This window comes from Phenylobacterium sp. J367, from assembly GCF_024699985.1.
Classification (GTDB): Bacteria; Pseudomonadota; Alphaproteobacteria; order Caulobacterales; family Caulobacteraceae; genus Phenylobacterium.
In genome coordinates this window covers 1,948,361-1,965,588 of sequence record NZ_JAJONA010000001.1, presented here as the reverse complement: position 1 = coordinate 1,965,588, position 17,228 = coordinate 1,948,361, and the positions used below count along the sequence as shown (strand labels likewise).

Below are 17,228 nucleotides of genomic sequence, written 5' to 3'. Positions count from 1 at the left end.
GTGCGCCCGGCCGCGGGCTAGGGCCGCCCACAGGCTCCGATGGGGTTTCGACCGGATCGTCCCTGGCCGGCCGCCTCCGCACTCTCGGCCGCCATGGAACAGGTCCTGCGCCAGATCGCAGCGCCGGTCGCCGCCGCCGCGGACCTGGCCTGCATCCTCTGCATCGCCGTGGGCGGGATCGCCGCCTTCGTCCGCGTGGTCATCGCGGTGGCGACCAACCGCATCGGCCAGCGGGGCGCGCGGCGGGGCATCTTCCGCACCTTCGGCTCCTGGATCGTGCTGTCGCTGGAGTTCGCGCTCGCCGCCGACATCGTCAGGACCGCCATCGCGCCCACCTGGCAGGAGATCGGGCAACTCGCCGCCATCGCCGCGATCTGGACCGCGCTGAACTATTTCCTCGAACGGGATCTGGAGGTCCTCGAGGCGGAGGCCCCGTCGGGCGGCGGCGTAGCGAGGGTCTAGAAGCGGTAGGCCGCCCGGAGGCCCAGGCTGTCGGCGCCGTCGTGTGTCTGGCTGCCGAGCTGGCCGTTGCTCCAGTGCTGGCCCTCGATCTCGATCGCCCAGCGGTCATTGAGCCGCCAACCCACCGCGAAGGTGGCGTGGAACTGCCAGCGGGTGTCGAAGGCGATGCGGTCGTCGCGGACCGCCCGGCGGCGGTCGTTCTCGGCGTCGGAGAGGCCGGCCGTCGGCGGGGGCAGGTCGAGCTTGCCATCATGAATGGCGACGCCGGCCCCGAGGTCGAGGTAGGTCCGCCGCGCCTCCCATCGCCAAAGGAGGCCGCCCTGCGCGTAGTTGGTGTAGCCGTCGAGGCTGATCTGGGTCCCGAGATAGGCCCTGGGCCCGCCGAGGGCCTTGAGCCCCGCGAGGCCGGGCCCGACATAGTCGAGGACAAGCGAGGCGCCCTTCTCCGGCCCGTGCGGGGCGTAGCCGCCGCCGAGGCGCAGCTCATGGGCATGAGCCGGGACGGTCGCGGGCAGCCAGGCGGCGAAGAGAAGTGCGCGCGCTCTAGCCGCCATGCCGATCTCCTCCGTCCACGTCGCGTGGGCGCGAAGGTTCCACGGGCCGGCGGGCGGCCCCATCCGGGGAGGGCCTGAGGACGGGTGGGGGAATGCCCCCCTACCGCTCGCGCTCCGCCTCGGCCTCCTTTTCGGCGCGGGCGTTGTCGGCGAGCCGGCCGACGGTGGTCACCGCCAGCCCCTTGGCGGCGAGCCCCTGCAGGACCAGCGGCAGGGCCGCCCGCGCCGTGCCGTTGGCGTCGTACATTACATGCATGAGGATGATCGAGCCGGGCTTCGCCTGCTCGACGATCTCCCGGGCGTATTCCGCCGGGTCCGTGGCGGAGGGCTCCTCCACGTCCCAGGTGACCATGGTGAGGCCCTCGCGCTGGGCGGCGAGCGCCAGGCCGGGCAGCTTCTTGCCGTAGGGCGGCCGGAACCAGCCGCCGACCACCTCGCGCTCGCGGAACTGGTCCAGCAGGGTCTCGGTGTCGGAGAGCTCGCGCTCGTAGAAGCCCTGGGACCGCAGGACCATGCGCTGGTGGCTCCAGGAATGGTTGGCGACCTCGTGGCCGGCGTCGACCAGGCGCTTCACGAGTTCGGGCCTCGCCTCGGCCTCCTGGCCGATGATGAAGAAGGTGGCCCGCACACCGCTGGCGCGCAGCACCGGCAGGACGGCGTCCAGGCCCCGTGCGGTGGGCCCGTCGTCGAAAGTGAGCGCCACCTCGGGCCGCGTCGTCTCCACCTTGCACATCAGCGGGCCCAGCAGGGCGAAGCAGCGCAGGTTGCTGATCTGCCAGAGGCCGCCCGCGACGATGGCGACGAGCGCCAGGAGGATCAGCCACAGCGGCGGGCTGCGGCGTCGCGCTGACTTCACGGGTTCGGGCTCGGCGGTCACAGGCGGAGGCTCCCTCGGACTGGCGGCGCACGAATGGCGCGCGCCGCCAGCGAAGTCTAGCCGCCGGCCGCAGCCTTCGCCTTCCAGGCGGCGAGCAGGGCCTGCTCCTTCTCGGGCGTGAGACCGGCGCGGAGCTTGGCCTGCCGTTCGGCGGGCTGGGTCCGGAACCAGGCGAGCGTGTCGGCGGCCGTGGCCGGCAGCGGGCGGTAGGTCAGGCCGGCGGCGCGGGCCCGGGCGGTGGAGCGGGTGTGGAAGCCCTTGCTCTCCCCGTCGCCCGGCACCCAGACGGGCATGTCCATCCAGGCGCTGATCTTCTGCTCCTCGAGGAACGGCGCCGGGATCCAGGTGAGCTTCGGCTCGGCCTTCACGCCGCGGGCGACGCCGGCCAGGAAGTCGCGCATCGGCATCGGCGCGGCCGGACCGATGGCGTTGTAATCGCCGCTCCGGCCCGTCTCGGCCATCCGGATGGTCCATTCGGCGAGGTCGCGGGCGTCGATGTACTGGACCACGTCGCGGCCGTCGCCCGGCGCCGCCACCTCGCTGCCGCGCGCCAGGCGCACCGGCCAGTAGGTGAAGCGGTCGGTCTCGTCGCCGGGGCCGACGATCAGGCCCGGCCGGATGATCGCGACATTGGACGCGCCGAAGATCTTCCTGGCCTCCGCCTCGGAGGTCGCCTTCAGCGGGCCGTAGAGGCTCATGTCGGCGCGCAGCTTCTCCTGCGTCTCGGCCATGGCGTCGGCGCCCTTGTAGACCGCGAGCGGCGCGGTCTCGTCCGTGCCGGCCACGTCGTTGGAGGCGTAGGCCGAGAGCGTGGAGATGAAGATGTACTGCTTCACCTTGCCCTTCAGCACCGCGCCGGCGTCGCGGACCCAGAACGGCAGGGTCGTGGGGTTGTCGATGCACACGTCCCAGGTGCGGCCTTCGAGGGACTTCAGGTCGCCGGTGTTGCGGTCGCCGGACAGGTGCTCGACGCCGTCCGGAAGGTCGGCCTGGCGCCGCCCGCGGTTGAACACGGTGACCTTGTGGCCCCGGGCGACGGCGTAGCGGACCTGATGCGGGCCGGTGAAGCCGGTGCCGCCGAGAATCAGGATGTTGAGCTTGCGGGCAGGCGCCTGGGCGTGGGCGGCGGGTCCCGCGAGGGTGAGGCCGGCGGCGGCGGCCGAAACCTGCATCATGCGACGACGGGTGGTCATTTTTCCTGTGTGTCCCTGCGGACGTTCGAACGTCCTTTTGCTGGCCGGAGCATGGCCGGACGGCTGCGGCTTCGCCAGTCCGGCGTACGCCGGCCCTGTGCGGATTTTGGCGGGCGCGCGCACGAAAAAGGCCCCCGACCGGGGTCCGACGCCAGGGCGTTGCAAGGGCGGGAACGGGCCCGGCCTAATCGGATGGCCGTTCCGGCTGCCGACGGTTCGGGTCAAGTCGCAGATGCCTCTAATTACGCTGTTCAGTGACTGCGACCTCGCCTAGGCTGCGCTTTGGAGAACATGATCTTCGAATGCGCGTCCTGCTCGCCTCCGCCGTCCTGACGCTCACCCTGGCCGCCTCGGAGGCGGTTGCGCAGGGTTCCAGCGGCTATGACTGCCGGGGCTTCGGAAGCTGCGGCCAGCCCGCGGCGAAGGACGCCAAGGCCCAGGCCAGGCCCGCGAAACGCGAACGGCCGGCGCCGCCCAGGACGGTCCGGCCGCTGTCGCAGCAGGGGGCCGGCGATCCCGCGGCCCCGGATTGGCGCCGCCGGCTGGGCGACGCCATCCTGGAGGGCCGCTGCGAAGATGCGCGGCGCATCGCGCTCGAGTTCGGCAGCGTGGACATGGCGGTGAAGTCCGTGCGGCTCTGCCGGCCGGGCCCCTGGCTGCCGTTGAGCTGAGCCCAGTCGAGCCCAGCCGGACCGCCGATCAGACGAGCGTCACCTGCGAGATCGCCGCGAAGCCCGCGGCGACCGGGATGATCGCCGCCATCACCATGTTGGCGATGGTGTTGAAGACGGTGTTGTTACGCTTTTTCATGGTCTGAGGTCCTTTGAGATCGGGGCGGGGGAGCGCCCGTTGCGAGAGGACCTTGTTTTGCACCCGCCACGGCCGGGCGGCTGTGACGGTCGTCACCGAAGCTTCACAGTGATCAGATGAGGGGTTTCAGCCGACCCGGTGGACGGGGCCGGGATCCGCGGCGCGCGCTCAGTGGTCGTTGGCGGCGCGGCGCTCGCGGCGGGCTTCGTCGGCGAGGAATACCCACTGCATGGCGAGGTCGAGATAGGCTTCCTTGACGTCCGCGCCATCGGCTCGCCAGGCAAGATCACGAACCTGGTCGGCGATGCGCAGGTAGCGCCCGGCGCGGTCGGCCGGCGATCCCGAGGACTGGCTCTGGTTCAGCACGTGCATCTTCGCCTGCAACGGGACGCCCCCTTGCGGACCGCTGCAAGGGAATCTTTACCATCAGCCAAGGCGAACCGGAAGCACTATGCTCAACCATGGGTGGACGCCGGAAACCGCCCCGAGAATCTTCAGTCCTCGGAGCCGAACGAGCGCCTTTCCGGCCCCACGCGGGCGACCGGCGGACGCATCGGCGGCGGCTTCGCGGTCTCGGGCTTGAGGCTCTTGGCGGCCATGTAGAGCCAGGTCTCGGCCTCCTTGTAGAAGGCTTCGCCGACGGCCTCGGAGCCGGCCCGCTCGGCCTGGTCGATGGCCTCCTGGGCGCGCTGCATGAAGAAGGCGGCGGCGCGGACCTGTTGTTCCTTCGAACCGGACATGATGCTGATCGAACCCGGCCGCGGGCCGCGCGGTTCCAGCCGGCCGGGGTCGCCTCGGACGGGTAACCGGTGTCAGGTTTCGGCTCCGGCGGGACCGCGAAGACCCCACGCCCGACTGCTGACACATGGCCTCAATCCCGGGTTCGAGCATGGCCGTCAAAAACGCGGGATCGAACCCCGGGGATCGGCGTTACGCGGCCCATGCAAGCTTCCAATGACAAGCTGGAGCGGTTGGCCCAGGCGCTGGGACGGGCGGTGATCGCGTCCGAGCGCAGCCGCCGGGGACTGGGCGGGCCGCCGCCGCGGCCCCTGCCCCGTCGTTCCGCCCTCGACCGCGGCTGAAGGTCGGCGCCGGCAGGCGTCCGCCGACGGTGGCACGGCGTCGCGGCTCCGGAAAGCGGCGCCGTTCGGGCGTGACGACTCTGTGAGGGTGTGCGACGGATGGACGGCATGAGCGAGCGCACACTCTCCGACCTCGACGTCTACCAGCAGCTCACGCGGATCGCCGCGGAGATCGATGCCCTGCAGGCTGCCGCGATCAGCCTGATCGGCCAGACGGCGCTGAACACCGCCGCCAAGACCGTGCGCGGCATGGCCCAGGCCGTCTACGAGCACAGCCTCTCGGACGGCGCCCACTGAAAGCCCGCCGCCGACCCGCCCGCAAGGCGTGACGCCGGTCACAACCGCGGCGGAACTTTGGCGCAGACTTGGCAATTGTAGTTGTCGAGCTTCCTTGCCTACGCTTGATTGGAAGCCCCTCGAAAGGCGCCCGCCATGAGCAGCTTTGCGTCCCCGCTCCAGATCGCCGCAGTCGCCGCCGCCGTCGCCTGGCCGTTGGCGGCCGGCCTGGGCGTGGTGGCCTGGTCGAAGGCCCGTGCGGCGCGCGAGGCGAAGCGGAGGGCCCGGCTCGACGGCCAGCTCAGGGGCATGTTCACCCAGCTCGAGGGCCGCGGCATGTCGCCAAGGCTGGCCCTGGTGGTCGAGGCGCTCGAGGAGCACGACGACCTGACCGCCGCGGCCGACCGGGCGAAGGCCGCCGCGCGGACCGGCGCGGCGACCTGATCCTCCGTCCTCAGAAGATCCAATCCCCCGCCGTGAGCCGGGCGGGCGCCACGCCGTCCAGGGTGGTCAGCGTCCAGGCCGAGGCCGGGCCCGCGCCGTCGGGATCGAACATCACATTGGCGCCGCCGCGCCCGTCGGCCTCGAGCCGCAGCAGGCCGTCTGCGATCGGGTTCGAGCCTGCGTAGCCGACCTGGTCGAGGAGGGCGGAGACGTCGAGGTTGTCAGAGCCCGGACGGAAGTCGGTGATGTGTCCGGGCGCCCACGGCGGATTGCGGAACACGAAGGCGTCGTCGCCCAGCCCGCCGGTCAGGGTGTCGGGCCCCTGCCCGGCGACCAGGGTGTCGTCGCCGATGCCGCCGGTCAGCCGGTCGCCATAGGTGTCCGAGACCAGGGTCTTGCCGCGCATGAAGGCGCCGGTGAGGTTGTTGACGAAGTTGCCCACGGCCGTGCCGAGGCCGTAGTCGCCGCTGTCGAGCCAGTTGCCGATGGCCTCGAAGAGGCCCGGCTTCCAGTTGGACAAGAGCAGGGTCGAGGTCTTCAGCCCGACGGCGTTCACGCCGTCCAGGGTGACGACCGTGTTGAAGCCCGCTGCGCCCCGGGCGCCGTCGGCGTCGTAGAGCACCCGCGTGCCGCCCGCGCCGTCCGCCTCGAAGCGCAGGAAGCCGTCGCGCACCGGGTCGGAGCCCATGTAGTTGGAGCCCTTGAGCAGGGCCGAAAGGTCCAGCTTGTCGGTGTTCACCTTGAAGTCGGTGATGTGGCCCGCACTCCAGGGCGTGGACTTGAAGACGAAGACATCGGCGCCTGCGCCGCCAGTCATCGTGTCGGGACCGCGGCCCGCATACACTGTATCGGCGCCTGCGCCGCCGACCAGGACATCGCCGTACTTGCTTGAGGTCACGACAGCCACTTGCCTCTCCTTCGAATCCTTCAGCCGGGCGCCAAAACACCGGCCCCGCCAAGCCGTTCCAGCTCAACCGTAGGGAATCGTTGGGTTTTGGCCTGGCGAGGCTCCGCGCCCCCTTTGCGCCTCGCGCCGTCACGTTAAGGTGAGGACCCGTCCGTCCCCGGAGCGCCCATGTCCCGACCCGCCCTGCCGGCCACGCTCGCCGCCCTCATCCTGGCCGCGCCCGCGCTCGCCCAGCCGGCCCCGGCCGCCGGGCTGTCCGGGCCGATGCTGAGCGTCAGGGACGTCATGCGCCACATCGTCAATCCTGCGGCGGAGCGGTTCTGGAAGGGCTCGGGCTCGGTCTCCACCGAGGACGGCGTGGAGGAGCGGACGCCCACCTCCGACGCGGCCTGGGCCGAGATGGTCGACGCCGCGGCCGTGGTCCAGGAGAGCGGCAATCTGCTGATGATGCAGGGCCGGGCCCGCGACCAGGACGCCTTCGCGCGCTATTCGCGCCAGCTCGCCGAGGCCGGGGCGGCCGGAATGGCGGCGGCCCAGGCGAAGGACCCGGACAAGGTGTTCGAGACCGGCGGCCAGATCTATGACGCCTGCTTCGCCTGTCACGCGCGATACATCCCGCGCCCGGCGAACTCCCTCTGGAAGCAGCCGTGACGCCGAGCCGGCGCCTCGTCCTGGCCGGCGGCCTCGGGCTCGCTGTGGGGGCGGCCGCGCCGGCGCGCACGGCCCAGGCCTGGATCGCCTATGCGGCCCGGCTGCGCGAGCGCCTCGGCGACGCCGGCGGCGGCCGGTTCGACGACGGGACGGCGCGCGAACTGCTGACCCTGACCAACACGGCGCGGCGGACGGCCGGGGCCATGGCGCTCGCCTGGCACGACGAGCTGGCGCAGGCCGCCCGGGCCCATGCGGCGGACCTCGCCCAGCGGGCCTATGTGGAGCACCTGTCGCCGGAGGGCTTCGACCCCACCGACCGGCTGGGGCTGGTGGCGCGGCGGCTGCTCTGCACGCCGTCGGAGAACATCGCCTACCACCGGGGCGACACGCCCCATTCCGCGGCCGACCTGATGGGCCAGTGGCGACGCAGCGCGTCCCACTGGACGAACCTGCTGCGCCCCCGGCACAGCCATACAGGCTTCGGCGTCGTACGGCGCGGCGAGCGGACCTATGCCGTCGGCCTCTACGCCCGGCCCGACGGCGAGCTCACGAACGCCCTGCCCTTCCGCGTCGCCAGCCCGGAGACGATCGCCGGCGTGGTCGCGGAGCTTACGGCGCCCTACATCGGGTTCTGGCTGGAGGACCAGGCGCGTCCGGGCCGCCGGGTGAGCGGGCGCGCGGGTCCCGGCGTCTATCGCCTCCGGATCGACCGGCGGCTGGACGGCCGCGCCTACACTTCGCTCTACGGCCCGATCTTCATCTGGGGCGAGCCCAGCTAGTTGCGCAGCCGACGGACGGCTGCTCTAGCTGCGGCATGCGACTTCCGATCTCCGCCCTCGCCGCCGCCTCGCTGATCGCCGGCGCCGCCGCCGCCGCCCAGCCCGCCGACCTCGTGATCTGGGGCGGGCCCGTCTACACCGGCGAGGACGCCCAGCCGCAGGCGGAGGCGGTCGCCATCTCGGGCGGCAGGATCGCCTACGTCGGCGACCGCGCCGGCGCGCAGGGCCGGGTCGGTCCGAAGACGCGCGTCGTCGACCTGAAGGGCGCGGCGCTGTTCCCCGGCTTCACCGACGCCCACGCGCACCTGCGCGGCATCGGCGAGCGCGAGCTGACGCTCAACCTCGAAGGCGCGGCGTCGGCGGCGGAAGCCGCGGGACGGGTGAAGGCCTACATCGCCGAGCGCAGGCCCACGGGCCTCGTCCAGGGCCGCGGCTGGATCGAGACCGGCTGGCCCGAGGGCCGCTTCCTGGAACGCGGCGACATCGATCCGGTCTCCGGCGGCCTGCCGGTGATCCTGGTCCGCGCCGACGGCCACGCCCTGGTCGCCAACAGCGCCGCCTTGAAGGCCGCGGGGATCGACGAGACGACGCCGGTCCCGGCCGGCGGACAGATCCTGAAAGGGCCCGACGGCAGGCTGACGGGCGTGCTGGTCGACAACGCCATGGGCCTGGTCCGCAAGCTCGCGACGGCGCCGACGGAGGCAGACCGGCTCGCCGCCTTCCGCGCCGCCTTCAAGGTGGAGACCGCCTACGGATGGACGGGGGTCCATTCCATGAGCGTCGCCTGGCCCGACGTCGCCCTGCTCGAGGGGATGGCCGCCAGGGGCGAGGCTCCGCTCAGGGTCTATAACGCCGTCGACGCCGGCCAGGCCGGCCCCCTCTTCGAAGGCGGGCCGCGCCAGAGCCCGGACGGGCGGATCACCACCCGGGCGGTGAAGCTCTACATGGACGGCGCGCTGGGCTCGCGCGGCGCGGTGCTGTTCGCCCCCCTACGCCGACGCCCCGCACATCACCGGGACCTATGTCACCCAGCCGGAGGCGGCGAAACCGATCCTGGCGAAGGCCCGCGACAGCGGCATCCAGGTCTCGATGCACGCCATCGGCGACAGGGGGAACGCCACCGTCCTCGACCTCTTCGAAGAGGCGTTCCGCAACGTGCCGCCCAATGTCCGGCTGCGCGACCCGCGCTGGCGCGTCGAGCACGCCCAGATCGTCCGGCCGGCCGACATCCCGCGCTTCGCGCAGGACGCGGTGATCGCCTCCATGCAGCCCAGCCATGCGATCGGCGACTTCCATTTCGCCCCCGCCCGGCTGGGCGACGATCGCCTGCACGGCGCCTATGCCTGGAAGAGCCTGCTGAAGTCCGGCGCCGTGGTCGTCGGCGGCTCGGACGCGCCGGTGGAGCGGGGCGATCCGCTGATCGAGTTCTACGCCGCCGTGGCGCGCAAGGACCTGAAGGGCTTCTCTGCCCCGAACTGGCACGCCGAGGAGGCGCTCTCCCGCGCCGAGGCGCTGAAGCTGTTCACCGCCGCCCCGGCCTTCGCCCGCTTCGCCGAGGACGAGCTCGGCACCCTGAAGGTCGGCAAGCGCGCCGACCTTTCGGCCTTCTCCGTCGACCTGATGACCGCCCCGGAAGCGGAGATCCCCAAGGGCCACGCCGTGCTGACGGTCGTGGACGGCCAGGTGGTGTTCGCCAGGCCCTAGAAGCCCGGCCGGGCCTGGGCGGCCGGCACGTTGGCGATCACCCGGCCTTCGTTGCCCGGCTCGCCGGGCGGGACGAGGTCGTAGAAGCCGGCGAGCTTCAGCCGGACCACAACCGGGGTGAGCGACCCGCTCTGGAAGAACCAGCCCTGGATGCCGTCGAAGGGGGCGGTGAGCGCGCCGCGCATGGCCTGGCCGTTCGCCTGGCGATAGGTGGCGACGGTCACCTCCCGGCCCTGGGCGGCCAGGGTGTGGCCGTGGAAGTCGAAGTACAGGTCGTCGGAATGCTGCGCGCCTTCGACCTGCCACTCGTAGATCAGGGTGGCGTCCTTCCGCATGCGCACCTTGTATTCGATCTGGAAGTCGGCCGGGTCGCCGGAGACCGCCTTCAGCGGGATCTCGATCGTGTCGGTGCGGAAGCCCTGGGGGTACTCGCGGGCCAGCGGGACGTCGCCCATGGCCGCCATGCGGACCTCGCGCGGCGCCCAGAGCCTCGACAGGCCCGTCGCCTGGCCGAGACCCGTGGGATCGCGTCCGAACTCCGCCGGGATCACCGCCACGACGAGGATCGCCAGGGCCACGGCCGCGGCGCCGAGGGTCGCGGCGATCGCCTGCCGGCGGGAGAGGTGGAGCGGGTGCGGGTCGTGGGCCATCAGCGGCCTCCCTGGAAGGCGAAGCCGGCGAGCTGCTGGCCCGTCAGCACGAAGCCGGCGGTCATCAGCAGCAGGTTCGCCGCCACCGCCGTGCGGCGGAAGGCGGGTGTCGCGCGCCAGGCCGCAAACACCAGCACCAGCACCGAAAGCGCCAGGAGCTGGCCGATCTCCACGCCGAGGTTGAAGGCCAGGATGTTGCCCACCAGGCCGTCGGCGGACAGCCGGAGGTCCTGCAGCTTGGTGGCCAGGCCGAAGCCGTGGACCAGGCCGAACCCCGCAACCACGATCCGGTTGTCCGGCTGGCGGCCCATGATCGCAGGGAATCCGCCGAGGTTGTCGAACGCCTTCCAGACCACCGACAGCCCGATCACCGCGTCGACCAGGAACGGGTCGACGTGTACGCGCGCCAGCACGCCGGAAAGCAGGGTCACCGAGTGTCCCAGGCTGAACAGCGTCGCATAGAGCGCCACGTCGCGCAGGCGGCGCAGGAAGAAGATCACCCCGGCCAGGAACAGCAGGTGGTCGTAGCCGGTGACCATGTGCTTGGCGCCCAGGTACAGGAAGGGGACGACCTGCGGCCCCGGATTGGCGGCGATGAAGGTCGCATCCTTGTCCGCCACGCCGTGCGCCAGGACAGGGCCGGCGGCGAGCGCGAGCAGCAGGGCCGCCGGCGCCAGACGCATGATGAACCGGACCGGCGTGGGCATGGTCAGATAGCTCCCAGCGTCCCGAGCAGCAGTCAACGACGCGAGCGCCATCAACCATAGATGGTGGCTAAATCTACCCTAGAGTTGAAGATATTCCGGGGGCTTCAGTCTTCGGTTGCAGTTTACGAGAACTATGTGCGCCGAAAGGGCGCAAGCAACGGCGCCAGTGTTGCAACGGCTCAGGTGCAAGGGTATTGGCTGGACCGATCAATGTTCTGTTCTGGCACGTTCGCCAGTCAGAATCGGGCATCCGTCCTCGGCCATGCCGCGTTGTAAGCGTAGCCGGACAAGAAAGACCGCGGGAACGAGATGAAGAGCCTTCGCAAACTGGCCATCAGCGCCGCCGGCGCCCTGGCGCTGTCGGCCGCAGCCACCGGCGCCCTGGCCCAGGCCTCGTCGACCCAGACGACCACCTCGACCGCGACCATCTTCCAGCCCATCCAGCTCGCCAAGAACTCCGATCTGTCCTTCGGCACCGTCGTGCGCCCGATCTCGGGCTCCGGCACCGTCTCCATCGCCTCCAGCGACGGCCAGCGGACCTCCACCGGCGGCGTGGCGCTGCTGACCAACGGCCCGAACGCGACGGCCGGCCGCGCGACCTACACGGTCACCGGCGAAGGCGGCCAGACCTTCAACATCAACATCCCGGCCAACTTCTCCATGACGCGCACCGGCGGCTCGGAGACGATCCTGGTCACGCTCGCGCTGTCGGTGACCAACCCGCAGACGCTGTCCAGCTCGCTCGGCAACACGGGCAACCTGAACTTCGGCGTCGGCGGCTCGATCCCTGTGGCCAACAACACCCAGTCGGGCGCCTACTCGGGCACCTTCAACGTGGTCGTCTCCTACAACTAGGCCGACCGCCCGCGACGGACTTCGAAGCCCCTCCGGTCCCGCCGGAGGGGTTTTTCGTGCGCGCCATGCGCGCTAGGGAGCGTCCATGCGGGCAGCGAACCAGGGGCCGGGCGGCTGGGTGATCGGGGTGATGGTGGAGCTGCCGGGCGAGCCGAAGGCCCTGCTCCACTACTACGCCGTGGGCCATGACGATCAGGGCAAGGCCGAGTGGACCGCCGTGGACTGGGCGCTGCGCGAGGGCCGCGTGTCCTCCAGCCCGGTCGGCGGCCAGGAGCCCGTGGAGGCGCTGCGCCGGATCCCCGCGCCGAAGATGACGACGCTGGGCCTCAAGCCTGGCGAGGTGAAGCCGCTCGGCTGGCGGTTCCCGAGACGCTGGCTCGGCTGAGCGGAACCTGGTCAAGCTTGTGGCGTTTGCCGCCATCGCGAGGTCCGGCCAAGCCTTGAGCGGCCCGCGACAATGTATGGTCGCTATCGGCTGATCAAAAGATAGCCCGCTACCCGATTCGCCGCCCGAAGGGGCAGGCAGATACAGATAAGTCGGACTTCCGACATTTCGGGCCGCCGGGGAAATCACGAGATATCCACAGCACCCGCCAGATCGAGACGAGTTTTTGCCACCCTTTCGTCATTAGTGTCGTCTTCTCGACAGTCCAAGGTCTTTTGCGTCGATAACTTGAAACCTAAGCCGTACGGCGACGTTTCGTCCCCCCGATGCATAGGCCCGTCACCGCGTTGAGAAACCGACTTCTCGCGTCCCTCCCCGCCGAGGATTACGCGTCGATTGCGGCTAGCCTGGCTCAGGTGGAACTTGAGCGGGGGCGGCTGCTGTATGATCCCGGCGACGAGATCGAGACGATCTACTTCCCGCAGGACGGCGTGATCTCGCTGATGACGCTGATGGAGAACGGCGCGGCCATCGAGAGCGCCACCATCGGCCGCGAGGGCGCGCTGGGCCTGATGGCCGCGGTGGCGCCGCGCCAGTCGCTGTCGCGCGCCATCGTCCAGACGCCAGTCCGCGCCACGCGGATCAGCGCCGCCGCGCTGCACGACGCCTGGGAGAAGAGCCCGGCGCTGCGCACGCTCGTCGACCGCCACACCGAGGCGCTGTTCGGCCACGCCATCCAGTCGGTGGCCTGCAATGCGCTCCACTCGGTGGAGGCCAGGTTCTGCCGCTGGCTGCTCACCTGCCACGACCGGATCTCCACCGACACGGTCGCGCTCACCCAGGAGTTCCTGGCCGACATGCTGGGGGTCCAGCGGACCACGGTGACCGCCGTCGCCCGCTCGCTGCAGGACAAGGGCGCCATCTCCTATCGCCGCGGCGTCGTGGACATCCTGGACCGCGCCGCCCTCGAGCAGTACGCCTGCGAGTGCTACGACGCGATCAACCGGACCTACGCGCGCCTCCTGCCGCCGGACATGTAGTCTCGTCGCAAAGTCCCCTTGCCCAGGGGCGAAATTCCAACTTTGGTGCGCGACCAAGGCAGGAAACCACCTGCTCGCCAGTCCACACGTGCATCAGAGACGCCGATGACCTCCACTACGCGAAATATCCTGCTTTCCGCCGCCGCGGCCGCGGCGCTGTCCGCCGGCCCCGCCCTGGCCGCGGGTCACGACCACGCCTGCGCCGACGCCGCCTGCCAGACCGAACTGCTGTTCGATGCGGCTGACACCACCACGGCCTCGGGCGCGGCGACGTCCCTCGAAGCGCCGAAATACGGGACCTGGGGCTTCGACCTGGCCGGCATGGACCGGTCGGTGAAACCCGGCGACGACTTCTTCAAGTTCGCCAACGGCAAGTGGGACGAGACCACCCAGATCCCCTCGGACCGCGTCCGGTGGGGCAACTTCAACAAGCTGCGCGAGCTGTCCGACGCCCGCCTGCACGCCATCCTCGAAGAGGCCAAGGCCGGCAAGCTGCAGGACCCCGACGCCGCCAAGATCGCCGCTGGCTACGCCGCCTACATGGACGAGGCGCTGGTCAACAAGCTCGACGCCAAGCCGATCCAGCCCGAACTGGCGCAGATCCGCGGCGTGAAGACCAAGGACGACTTCACCGCCCTGATGGGCAAGTCGGCGACCACCGGCTTCGCGTCGATCCTGCCCGTCTACATCTCCATCGACGCCAAGGCGCCGACCCGCTACGCCGTGATGGCGGCGACCGGCGGCCTGGGCCTGCCCGACCGGGACTACTACCTGCAGCCGAGCTTCGCGGAGAAGAAGGCCAAGTACCAGGCCTACCTCGAGCAGCTCCTGACCATGGCCGGCTGGGAAAAGCCCGCCGAGAACGCCAAGGCGATCGTGGAGTTCGAGACCCGTCTCGCCGAAGCGTCCTGGACCCGCGTCGAACGCCGCGACCGCGACAAGACCTATAACCCCGCGACCCTGGCCGAGCTCTCGGCCATGACCCCGGGCTTCAACTGGAACCGCTACCTCACCGGCGCGGAGCTGCCGAAGGTCGACCGCGTGGTGGTGACCACCAACACCGCCTTCCCGAAGTTCGCCAAGATCTATTCCGAGACCCCGCTCGAGACCCTGAAGGCCTGGCAGGCCGCGCGCGTGATCGACGGCGCCGCGCCCTATCTGTCGGACCGCTTCGTGCAGGCCCACTTCCAGTTCCGCTCCAAGGAGCTGCAGGGCCAGCCGGAACTGCAGGCGCGCTGGAAGCGGGCCGCCCAGTTCATGGACAACACCATCGGCGAGTCCATCGGCCGGGTCTATGTGGCGCGCTACTTCACGCCTGACGCCAAGGCCAAGATGGACGACCTCGTGAACAACGTCCGGGTGGCCATGCGTGGCAGGATCGAGAAGCTGGAGTGGATGGGTCCCGAGACCCGCGCGCGGGCGCTCGAGAAGCTGGCCAAGTTCACCGTGAAGATCGGCTACCCCGAGGAATGGCGCGACTATTCCAAGCTCGATCTGAAGGCGAACGACCTCTACGGCAATGCGCTGCGCTCCGGCGCCTACGAGTGGCGGCGTGACGTCGCCCGGCTGCACCAGCCGGTCGACAAGAAGGAGTGGGGCATGACCCCGCAGACCATCAACGCCTACTACAACTTCGCCAACAACGAGATCGTCTTCCCGGCCGCGATCCTGCAGCCGCCGTTTTTCGATCCCGACGCCGACCCGGCCATCAACTACGGCGGGATCGGCGGGGTGATCGGCCACGAGATCAGCCACGGCTTCGACGACCAGGGCCGCAAGTCCGACGGCGACGGGGTGTTGCGGGACTGGTGGACCGCCGAGGACGCCGCCAAGTTCAAGGCCCAGGCCGACCGGCTGGGCGCCCAGTACTCGGCGTTCGAGCCCCTGCCGGGCGCCAAGCTGCAGGGCGGCCTGACCATGGGCGAGAACATCGGCGACATGGGCGGCCTGTCGGTGGCGCTGGACGCCTACCACGCCTCGCTGAAGGGCGGCGCGGGCGCCGGTGATCGACGGGCTGACCGGCGACCAGCGGGTCTTCCTGGGCTGGGCGCAGGTGTGGCGTGAAAAGTACCGCGACGAGGCGCTGCGCCAGCAGGTCGTCACCGGCCCGCACTCGCCGGCCTACTATCGGGTGAACGGCACCATCCGGAACATCCCCGGCTGGTACACGGCCTGGGACGTGAAGCCGGGCGACAAGCTCTACGTCGAACCGGAACAGCGCGTCCGGATCTGGTAATCGGATAACGGCGCTCTCCGGTCCGCCCCGCGGCGGGCCGGAGAGATGCCGTGAATCCAACCTTAACGCGCGCCGGGCGACCACCCCGCAATCATAATGGTACGGCGCAGCGTCGCTGCGCGCCTGCGACACGAGTCCGCTGAACCAAATCGCCTTTAGGGAGTTCTGGCCGGCGGATGTCCGTCGGATTCCCGACAAGCGGGTTGCAGGTCGATGCGGGTCGCAGCACTTCTGTCTCTGACGCTTCTTCTGGCGGGCTGCGCCACGACCTCGACGGTCGACGCCCCGACGGCCCTGAACGGCCGCGAACTGGACACCGCGCTCAACCTGTTCGGCCGCTGGGACGACAAGATCGTGCTGGCTGGACGGCCGCACTATGTGTGGCGGCGCGGCGTGACCCTGAACGGCTCCACCTACTACTGCGAGCTTCGCAGCGAGGTGGGCTACCGCAACCTGATCAGCTCGACCGTGGTCGAGGGCTATCCCGCCGCCTGCTCCCTGTTCCAGGTGCAGTACACCGCCGCCGCCGACAGCCGGCCCAAGGAGGGCCGCGCCGCGGACCCAGGTGGTTGCTACGCGCGAGCGCAACTTCCGCCCGGTGGGCTCGCCCGCGCAGTCGGCCAGCGTCACCCAGGCGGCGGAAGACGCCGCAGACCGTCCTCAAGCAGCGCCAGCTGCCCGCGATGGATCCTGACGCGCGCCGCGTCGGGACCGAACCAGGCCGCCTGATCGACCTCCGGGAAGCTGGCCCGCCGGCCTGAGCGTGGGGGCCATTCCATTTCGAACGCATTGCTGGCGAGACCGGTCGGATCGAAGTCCGCCTCCACAAGGAAGGCGCAGATGCGCTTGCCGCCCGGCGTGCGCACCGGCGCCAGCGGCTCCGGCGCGGCGACGGGGTCGAGGGGGCGGCCGAGTTCCTCGGCGGTCTCGCGCAGCGCGGCGGCCAGAAGGTCCTCGCCCGGCTCCACCAGGCCCTTGGGGATCGACCAGGCGGCGGCGTCCTTGCCCCGCCACCAGGGTCCGCCCGGGTGGACGAGCAGCACCTCCGGGCCCGACGCGGTCCGCCGCCAGGCGAGGATTCCAGCGCTCACCTCCGGCACGGGACCTCCCGACGGGACGACATGAGGGGGGCGGAGATCATTCTCAGAACAGGATAGCGGTCCAGACGATCGCCGGCGGTTTTTGTACGCGGGCGACTAAGATGCCTGCAAACATGGCGATGTGGAGCCGAAGCGCCTATCCTTCAGGCAAACAAGTCCACACGGAGGATCGCCATGAAATCCCTGATGATCGCCGCCCTCGCGCTCACGATGGCCGCGCCGGCCGTGGCCGCCGAGCGGTCCGTGGCGACCGCCGACCTCACCCTCTCCCGCCCCGCCGACGCGCAACGCGTGCTGCGCCGCCTCGATCAGGCCGCGCTCGAAGTCTGCGGCGCGTCGGTCAACAGCGTCACCGAGACCCGGCGCGCGGCCCGTGCTTCGGACTGCTACGCCCAGGCCATGGACGCCGGCGTCGCAGCGGTGAACAGCCCTACGGTGAGCGACCTCTACCGCGAGCGCGGCCGCACCTACGCCGCCCGTTGATCCGGAACGGGGCGGGACCGGTCTGGCCGGTCC

General features: G+C 70.6%; 22 protein-coding genes and 2 pseudogenes. 15 read left to right on the top strand and 9 right to left on the bottom strand.

Annotated elements, in window-relative coordinates:
- Nucleotides 1-93 precede the first annotated feature (93 nt).
- The gene (locus LRS04_RS10635) at nucleotides 94-462 is read left to right on the top strand and encodes a DUF1622 domain-containing protein (protein WP_257816340.1); all 369 of its coding nucleotides are present in this window, start codon (nucleotides 94-96) and stop codon (nucleotides 460-462) included.
- Here the strand turns inward: LRS04_RS10635 and LRS04_RS10630 are convergent.
- From LRS04_RS10630 to LRS04_RS10620, 3 genes are all read right to left on the bottom strand, one after another.
- Nucleotides 459-1,016 (bottom strand): acyloxyacyl hydrolase, encoded by a 558-nt coding sequence (locus LRS04_RS10630; RefSeq protein ID WP_257816339.1) that lies wholly within the window; start codon nucleotides 1,014-1,016, stop codon nucleotides 459-461. The genes LRS04_RS10635 and LRS04_RS10630 overlap by 4 nt on opposite strands.
- A gap of 100 nt (nucleotides 1,017-1,116) precedes the next feature.
- Nucleotides 1,117-1,893: a polysaccharide deacetylase family protein gene (locus LRS04_RS10625; RefSeq protein ID WP_257816338.1), complete on the bottom strand. Its 777-nt coding sequence runs from the start codon at nucleotides 1,891-1,893 to the stop codon at nucleotides 1,117-1,119.
- A gap of 56 nt (nucleotides 1,894-1,949) precedes the next feature.
- Nucleotides 1,950-3,086 (bottom strand): NAD-dependent epimerase/dehydratase family protein, encoded by a 1,137-nt coding sequence (locus LRS04_RS10620; protein WP_257816337.1) that lies wholly within the window; start codon nucleotides 3,084-3,086, stop codon nucleotides 1,950-1,952.
- A gap of 302 nt (nucleotides 3,087-3,388) precedes the next feature.
- Here LRS04_RS10620 and LRS04_RS10615 point away from each other — a divergent pair, with 302 nt between their 5' ends.
- Nucleotides 3,389-3,757, top strand: coding sequence for a hypothetical protein (locus LRS04_RS10615; protein ID WP_257816336.1), 369 nt, complete (start codon nucleotides 3,389-3,391; stop codon nucleotides 3,755-3,757).
- Between the two features lie 307 nt (nucleotides 3,758-4,064).
- Here the strand turns inward: LRS04_RS10615 and LRS04_RS10610 are convergent, their stop codons facing one another.
- Together LRS04_RS10610 and LRS04_RS10605 are read right to left on the bottom strand one after the other, a co-directional pair.
- On the bottom strand, nucleotides 4,065-4,280 hold the full coding sequence (locus tag LRS04_RS10610) for a hypothetical protein (RefSeq protein ID WP_257816335.1): 216 nt from the start codon (nucleotides 4,278-4,280) through the stop codon (nucleotides 4,065-4,067).
- A 110-nt stretch (nucleotides 4,281-4,390) separates the two neighbouring features.
- Complete coding sequence (locus LRS04_RS10605) at nucleotides 4,391-4,636, bottom strand: hypothetical protein (protein ID WP_257816334.1); 246 nt, start codon at nucleotides 4,634-4,636, stop codon at nucleotides 4,391-4,393.
- Nucleotides 4,637-4,837: 201 nt separating this feature from the next.
- Between LRS04_RS10605 and LRS04_RS10600 the strand changes: the two genes are divergently transcribed.
- The 3 genes from LRS04_RS10600 (at nucleotide 4,838) to LRS04_RS10590 (ending at nucleotide 5,698) form a co-directional block, all read left to right on the top strand.
- On the top strand, nucleotides 4,838-4,978 hold the full coding sequence (locus tag LRS04_RS10600) for a hypothetical protein (RefSeq protein WP_257816333.1): 141 nt from the start codon (nucleotides 4,838-4,840) through the stop codon (nucleotides 4,976-4,978).
- A 108-nt stretch (nucleotides 4,979-5,086) separates the two neighbouring features.
- Nucleotides 5,087-5,275 (top strand): hypothetical protein, encoded by a 189-nt coding sequence (locus LRS04_RS10595; RefSeq protein ID WP_257816332.1) that lies wholly within the window; start codon nucleotides 5,087-5,089, stop codon nucleotides 5,273-5,275.
- A 135-nt stretch (nucleotides 5,276-5,410) separates the two neighbouring features.
- Nucleotides 5,411-5,698: a hypothetical protein gene (locus tag LRS04_RS10590; RefSeq protein ID WP_257816330.1), complete on the top strand. Its 288-nt coding sequence runs from the start codon at nucleotides 5,411-5,413 to the stop codon at nucleotides 5,696-5,698.
- 10 nt (nucleotides 5,699-5,708) lie between these two features.
- On the opposite strand, the gene LRS04_RS10585 is transcribed toward LRS04_RS10590, so the two are convergent.
- Entirely contained in the window at nucleotides 5,709-6,605 is an 897-nt protein-coding gene (locus tag LRS04_RS10585) for a type I secretion C-terminal target domain-containing protein (RefSeq protein ID WP_308238115.1), read from the bottom strand.
- A gap of 168 nt (nucleotides 6,606-6,773) precedes the next feature.
- Between LRS04_RS10585 and LRS04_RS10575 the strand changes: the two genes are divergently transcribed.
- The 4 genes and pseudogenes from LRS04_RS10575 (at nucleotide 6,774) to LRS04_RS26790 (ending at nucleotide 9,739) form a co-directional block, all read left to right on the top strand.
- Nucleotides 6,774-7,256 (top strand): hypothetical protein, encoded by a 483-nt coding sequence (locus LRS04_RS10575; protein WP_257816329.1) that lies wholly within the window; start codon nucleotides 6,774-6,776, stop codon nucleotides 7,254-7,256.
- On the top strand, nucleotides 7,253-8,035 hold the full coding sequence (locus tag LRS04_RS10570) for a CAP domain-containing protein (protein ID WP_257816328.1): 783 nt from the start codon (nucleotides 7,253-7,255) through the stop codon (nucleotides 8,033-8,035). The genes LRS04_RS10575 and LRS04_RS10570 overlap by 4 nt, the downstream gene beginning before the upstream one ends.
- Nucleotides 8,036-8,070: 35 nt before the next feature.
- Nucleotides 8,071-8,982: pseudogene (locus LRS04_RS26795) on the top strand (amidohydrolase); the annotation flags it as partial.
- 61 nt (nucleotides 8,983-9,043) lie between these two features.
- Nucleotides 9,044-9,739 (top strand): amidohydrolase family protein, encoded by a 696-nt coding sequence (locus LRS04_RS26790; RefSeq protein ID WP_308238323.1) that lies wholly within the window; start codon nucleotides 9,044-9,046, stop codon nucleotides 9,737-9,739.
- Here LRS04_RS26790 and LRS04_RS10560 read toward each other — a convergent pair.
- Nucleotides 9,736-10,389, bottom strand: a complete 654-nt coding sequence (locus LRS04_RS10560; RefSeq protein WP_257816327.1) for a hypothetical protein — start codon at nucleotides 10,387-10,389, stop codon at nucleotides 9,736-9,738. The genes LRS04_RS26790 and LRS04_RS10560 overlap by 4 nt on opposite strands.
- Nucleotides 10,389-11,096 carry a HupE/UreJ family protein gene (locus LRS04_RS10555; protein WP_257816326.1) on the bottom strand — a complete coding sequence of 236 codons (708 nt, stop codon included), beginning with the start codon at nucleotides 11,094-11,096 and terminating at the stop codon, nucleotides 10,389-10,391. Before LRS04_RS10555 ends, LRS04_RS10560 begins: the two co-directional genes overlap by 1 nt.
- 309 nt (nucleotides 11,097-11,405) lie before the next feature.
- Here LRS04_RS10555 and LRS04_RS10550 point away from each other — a divergent pair, with 309 nt between their 5' ends.
- From LRS04_RS10550 to LRS04_RS10530, 5 genes and pseudogenes are all read left to right on the top strand, one after another.
- Nucleotides 11,406-11,951 carry a DUF4402 domain-containing protein gene (locus LRS04_RS10550; RefSeq protein ID WP_257816325.1) on the top strand — a complete coding sequence of 182 codons (546 nt, stop codon included), beginning with the start codon at nucleotides 11,406-11,408 and terminating at the stop codon, nucleotides 11,949-11,951.
- Nucleotides 11,952-12,036: 85 nt separating this feature from the next.
- Nucleotides 12,037-12,336, top strand: a complete 300-nt coding sequence (locus LRS04_RS10545; RefSeq protein WP_257816324.1) for a hypothetical protein — start codon at nucleotides 12,037-12,039, stop codon at nucleotides 12,334-12,336.
- 416 nt (nucleotides 12,337-12,752) lie between these two features.
- Nucleotides 12,753-13,376, top strand: coding sequence for a Crp/Fnr family transcriptional regulator (locus LRS04_RS10540; RefSeq protein WP_257816323.1), 624 nt, complete (start codon nucleotides 12,753-12,755; stop codon nucleotides 13,374-13,376).
- 105 nt (nucleotides 13,377-13,481) lie between these two features.
- A pseudogene (locus LRS04_RS10535) lies at nucleotides 13,482-15,612 on the top strand (M13 family metallopeptidase).
- Between the two features lie 213 nt (nucleotides 15,613-15,825).
- The gene (locus LRS04_RS10530; RefSeq protein WP_257816322.1) at nucleotides 15,826-16,341 is read left to right on the top strand and encodes a hypothetical protein; all 516 of its coding nucleotides are present in this window, start codon (nucleotides 15,826-15,828) and stop codon (nucleotides 16,339-16,341) included.
- Here the strand turns inward: LRS04_RS10530 and LRS04_RS10525 are convergent.
- Complete coding sequence (locus LRS04_RS10525; protein WP_257816321.1) at nucleotides 16,239-16,712, bottom strand: NUDIX domain-containing protein; 474 nt, start codon at nucleotides 16,710-16,712, stop codon at nucleotides 16,239-16,241. The genes LRS04_RS10530 and LRS04_RS10525 overlap by 103 nt on opposite strands.
- Nucleotides 16,713-16,886: 174 nt before the next feature.
- Between LRS04_RS10525 and LRS04_RS10520 the strand changes: the two genes are divergently transcribed.
- Entirely contained in the window at nucleotides 16,887-17,195 is a 309-nt protein-coding gene (locus LRS04_RS10520; protein ID WP_257816320.1) for a UrcA family protein, read from the top strand.
- Nucleotides 17,196-17,228: the final 33 nt, after the last annotated feature.

Bases quoted from the DNA above. Each gene is read 5' to 3' on its own strand.
- LRS04_RS10635 (WP_257816340.1), top strand. From the start codon at position 94: ATGGAACAGGTCCTGCGCCAGATCGCAGCGCCGGTCGCCGCCGCCGCG.
- LRS04_RS10630 (WP_257816339.1), bottom strand. From the start codon at position 1,016: ATGGCGGCTAGAGCGCGCGCACTTCTCTTCGCCGCCTGGCTGCCCGCG.
- LRS04_RS10620 (WP_257816337.1), bottom strand. From the start codon at position 3,086: ATGACCACCCGTCGTCGCATGATGCAGGTTTCGGCCGCCGCCGCCGGC.
- LRS04_RS10615 (WP_257816336.1), top strand. From the start codon at position 3,389: ATGCGCGTCCTGCTCGCCTCCGCCGTCCTGACGCTCACCCTGGCCGCC.
- LRS04_RS10605 (WP_257816334.1), bottom strand. From the start codon at position 4,636: ATGTCCGGTTCGAAGGAACAACAGGTCCGCGCCGCCGCCTTCTTCATG.
- LRS04_RS10600 (WP_257816333.1), top strand. From the start codon at position 4,838: ATGCAAGCTTCCAATGACAAGCTGGAGCGGTTGGCCCAGGCGCTGGGA.
- LRS04_RS10595 (WP_257816332.1), top strand. From the start codon at position 5,087: ATGAGCGAGCGCACACTCTCCGACCTCGACGTCTACCAGCAGCTCACG.
- LRS04_RS10590 (WP_257816330.1), top strand. From the start codon at position 5,411: ATGAGCAGCTTTGCGTCCCCGCTCCAGATCGCCGCAGTCGCCGCCGCC.
- LRS04_RS10575 (WP_257816329.1), top strand. From the start codon at position 6,774: ATGTCCCGACCCGCCCTGCCGGCCACGCTCGCCGCCCTCATCCTGGCC.
- LRS04_RS10560 (WP_257816327.1), bottom strand. From the start codon at position 10,389: ATGGCCCACGACCCGCACCCGCTCCACCTCTCCCGCCGGCAGGCGATC.
- LRS04_RS10555 (WP_257816326.1), bottom strand. From the start codon at position 11,096: ATGCCCACGCCGGTCCGGTTCATCATGCGTCTGGCGCCGGCGGCCCTG.
- LRS04_RS10550 (WP_257816325.1), top strand. From the start codon at position 11,406: ATGAAGAGCCTTCGCAAACTGGCCATCAGCGCCGCCGGCGCCCTGGCG.
- LRS04_RS10545 (WP_257816324.1), top strand. From the start codon at position 12,037: ATGCGGGCAGCGAACCAGGGGCCGGGCGGCTGGGTGATCGGGGTGATG.
- LRS04_RS10530 (WP_257816322.1), top strand. From the start codon at position 15,826: ATGCGGGTCGCAGCACTTCTGTCTCTGACGCTTCTTCTGGCGGGCTGC.
- LRS04_RS10520 (WP_257816320.1), top strand. From the start codon at position 16,887: ATGAAATCCCTGATGATCGCCGCCCTCGCGCTCACGATGGCCGCGCCG.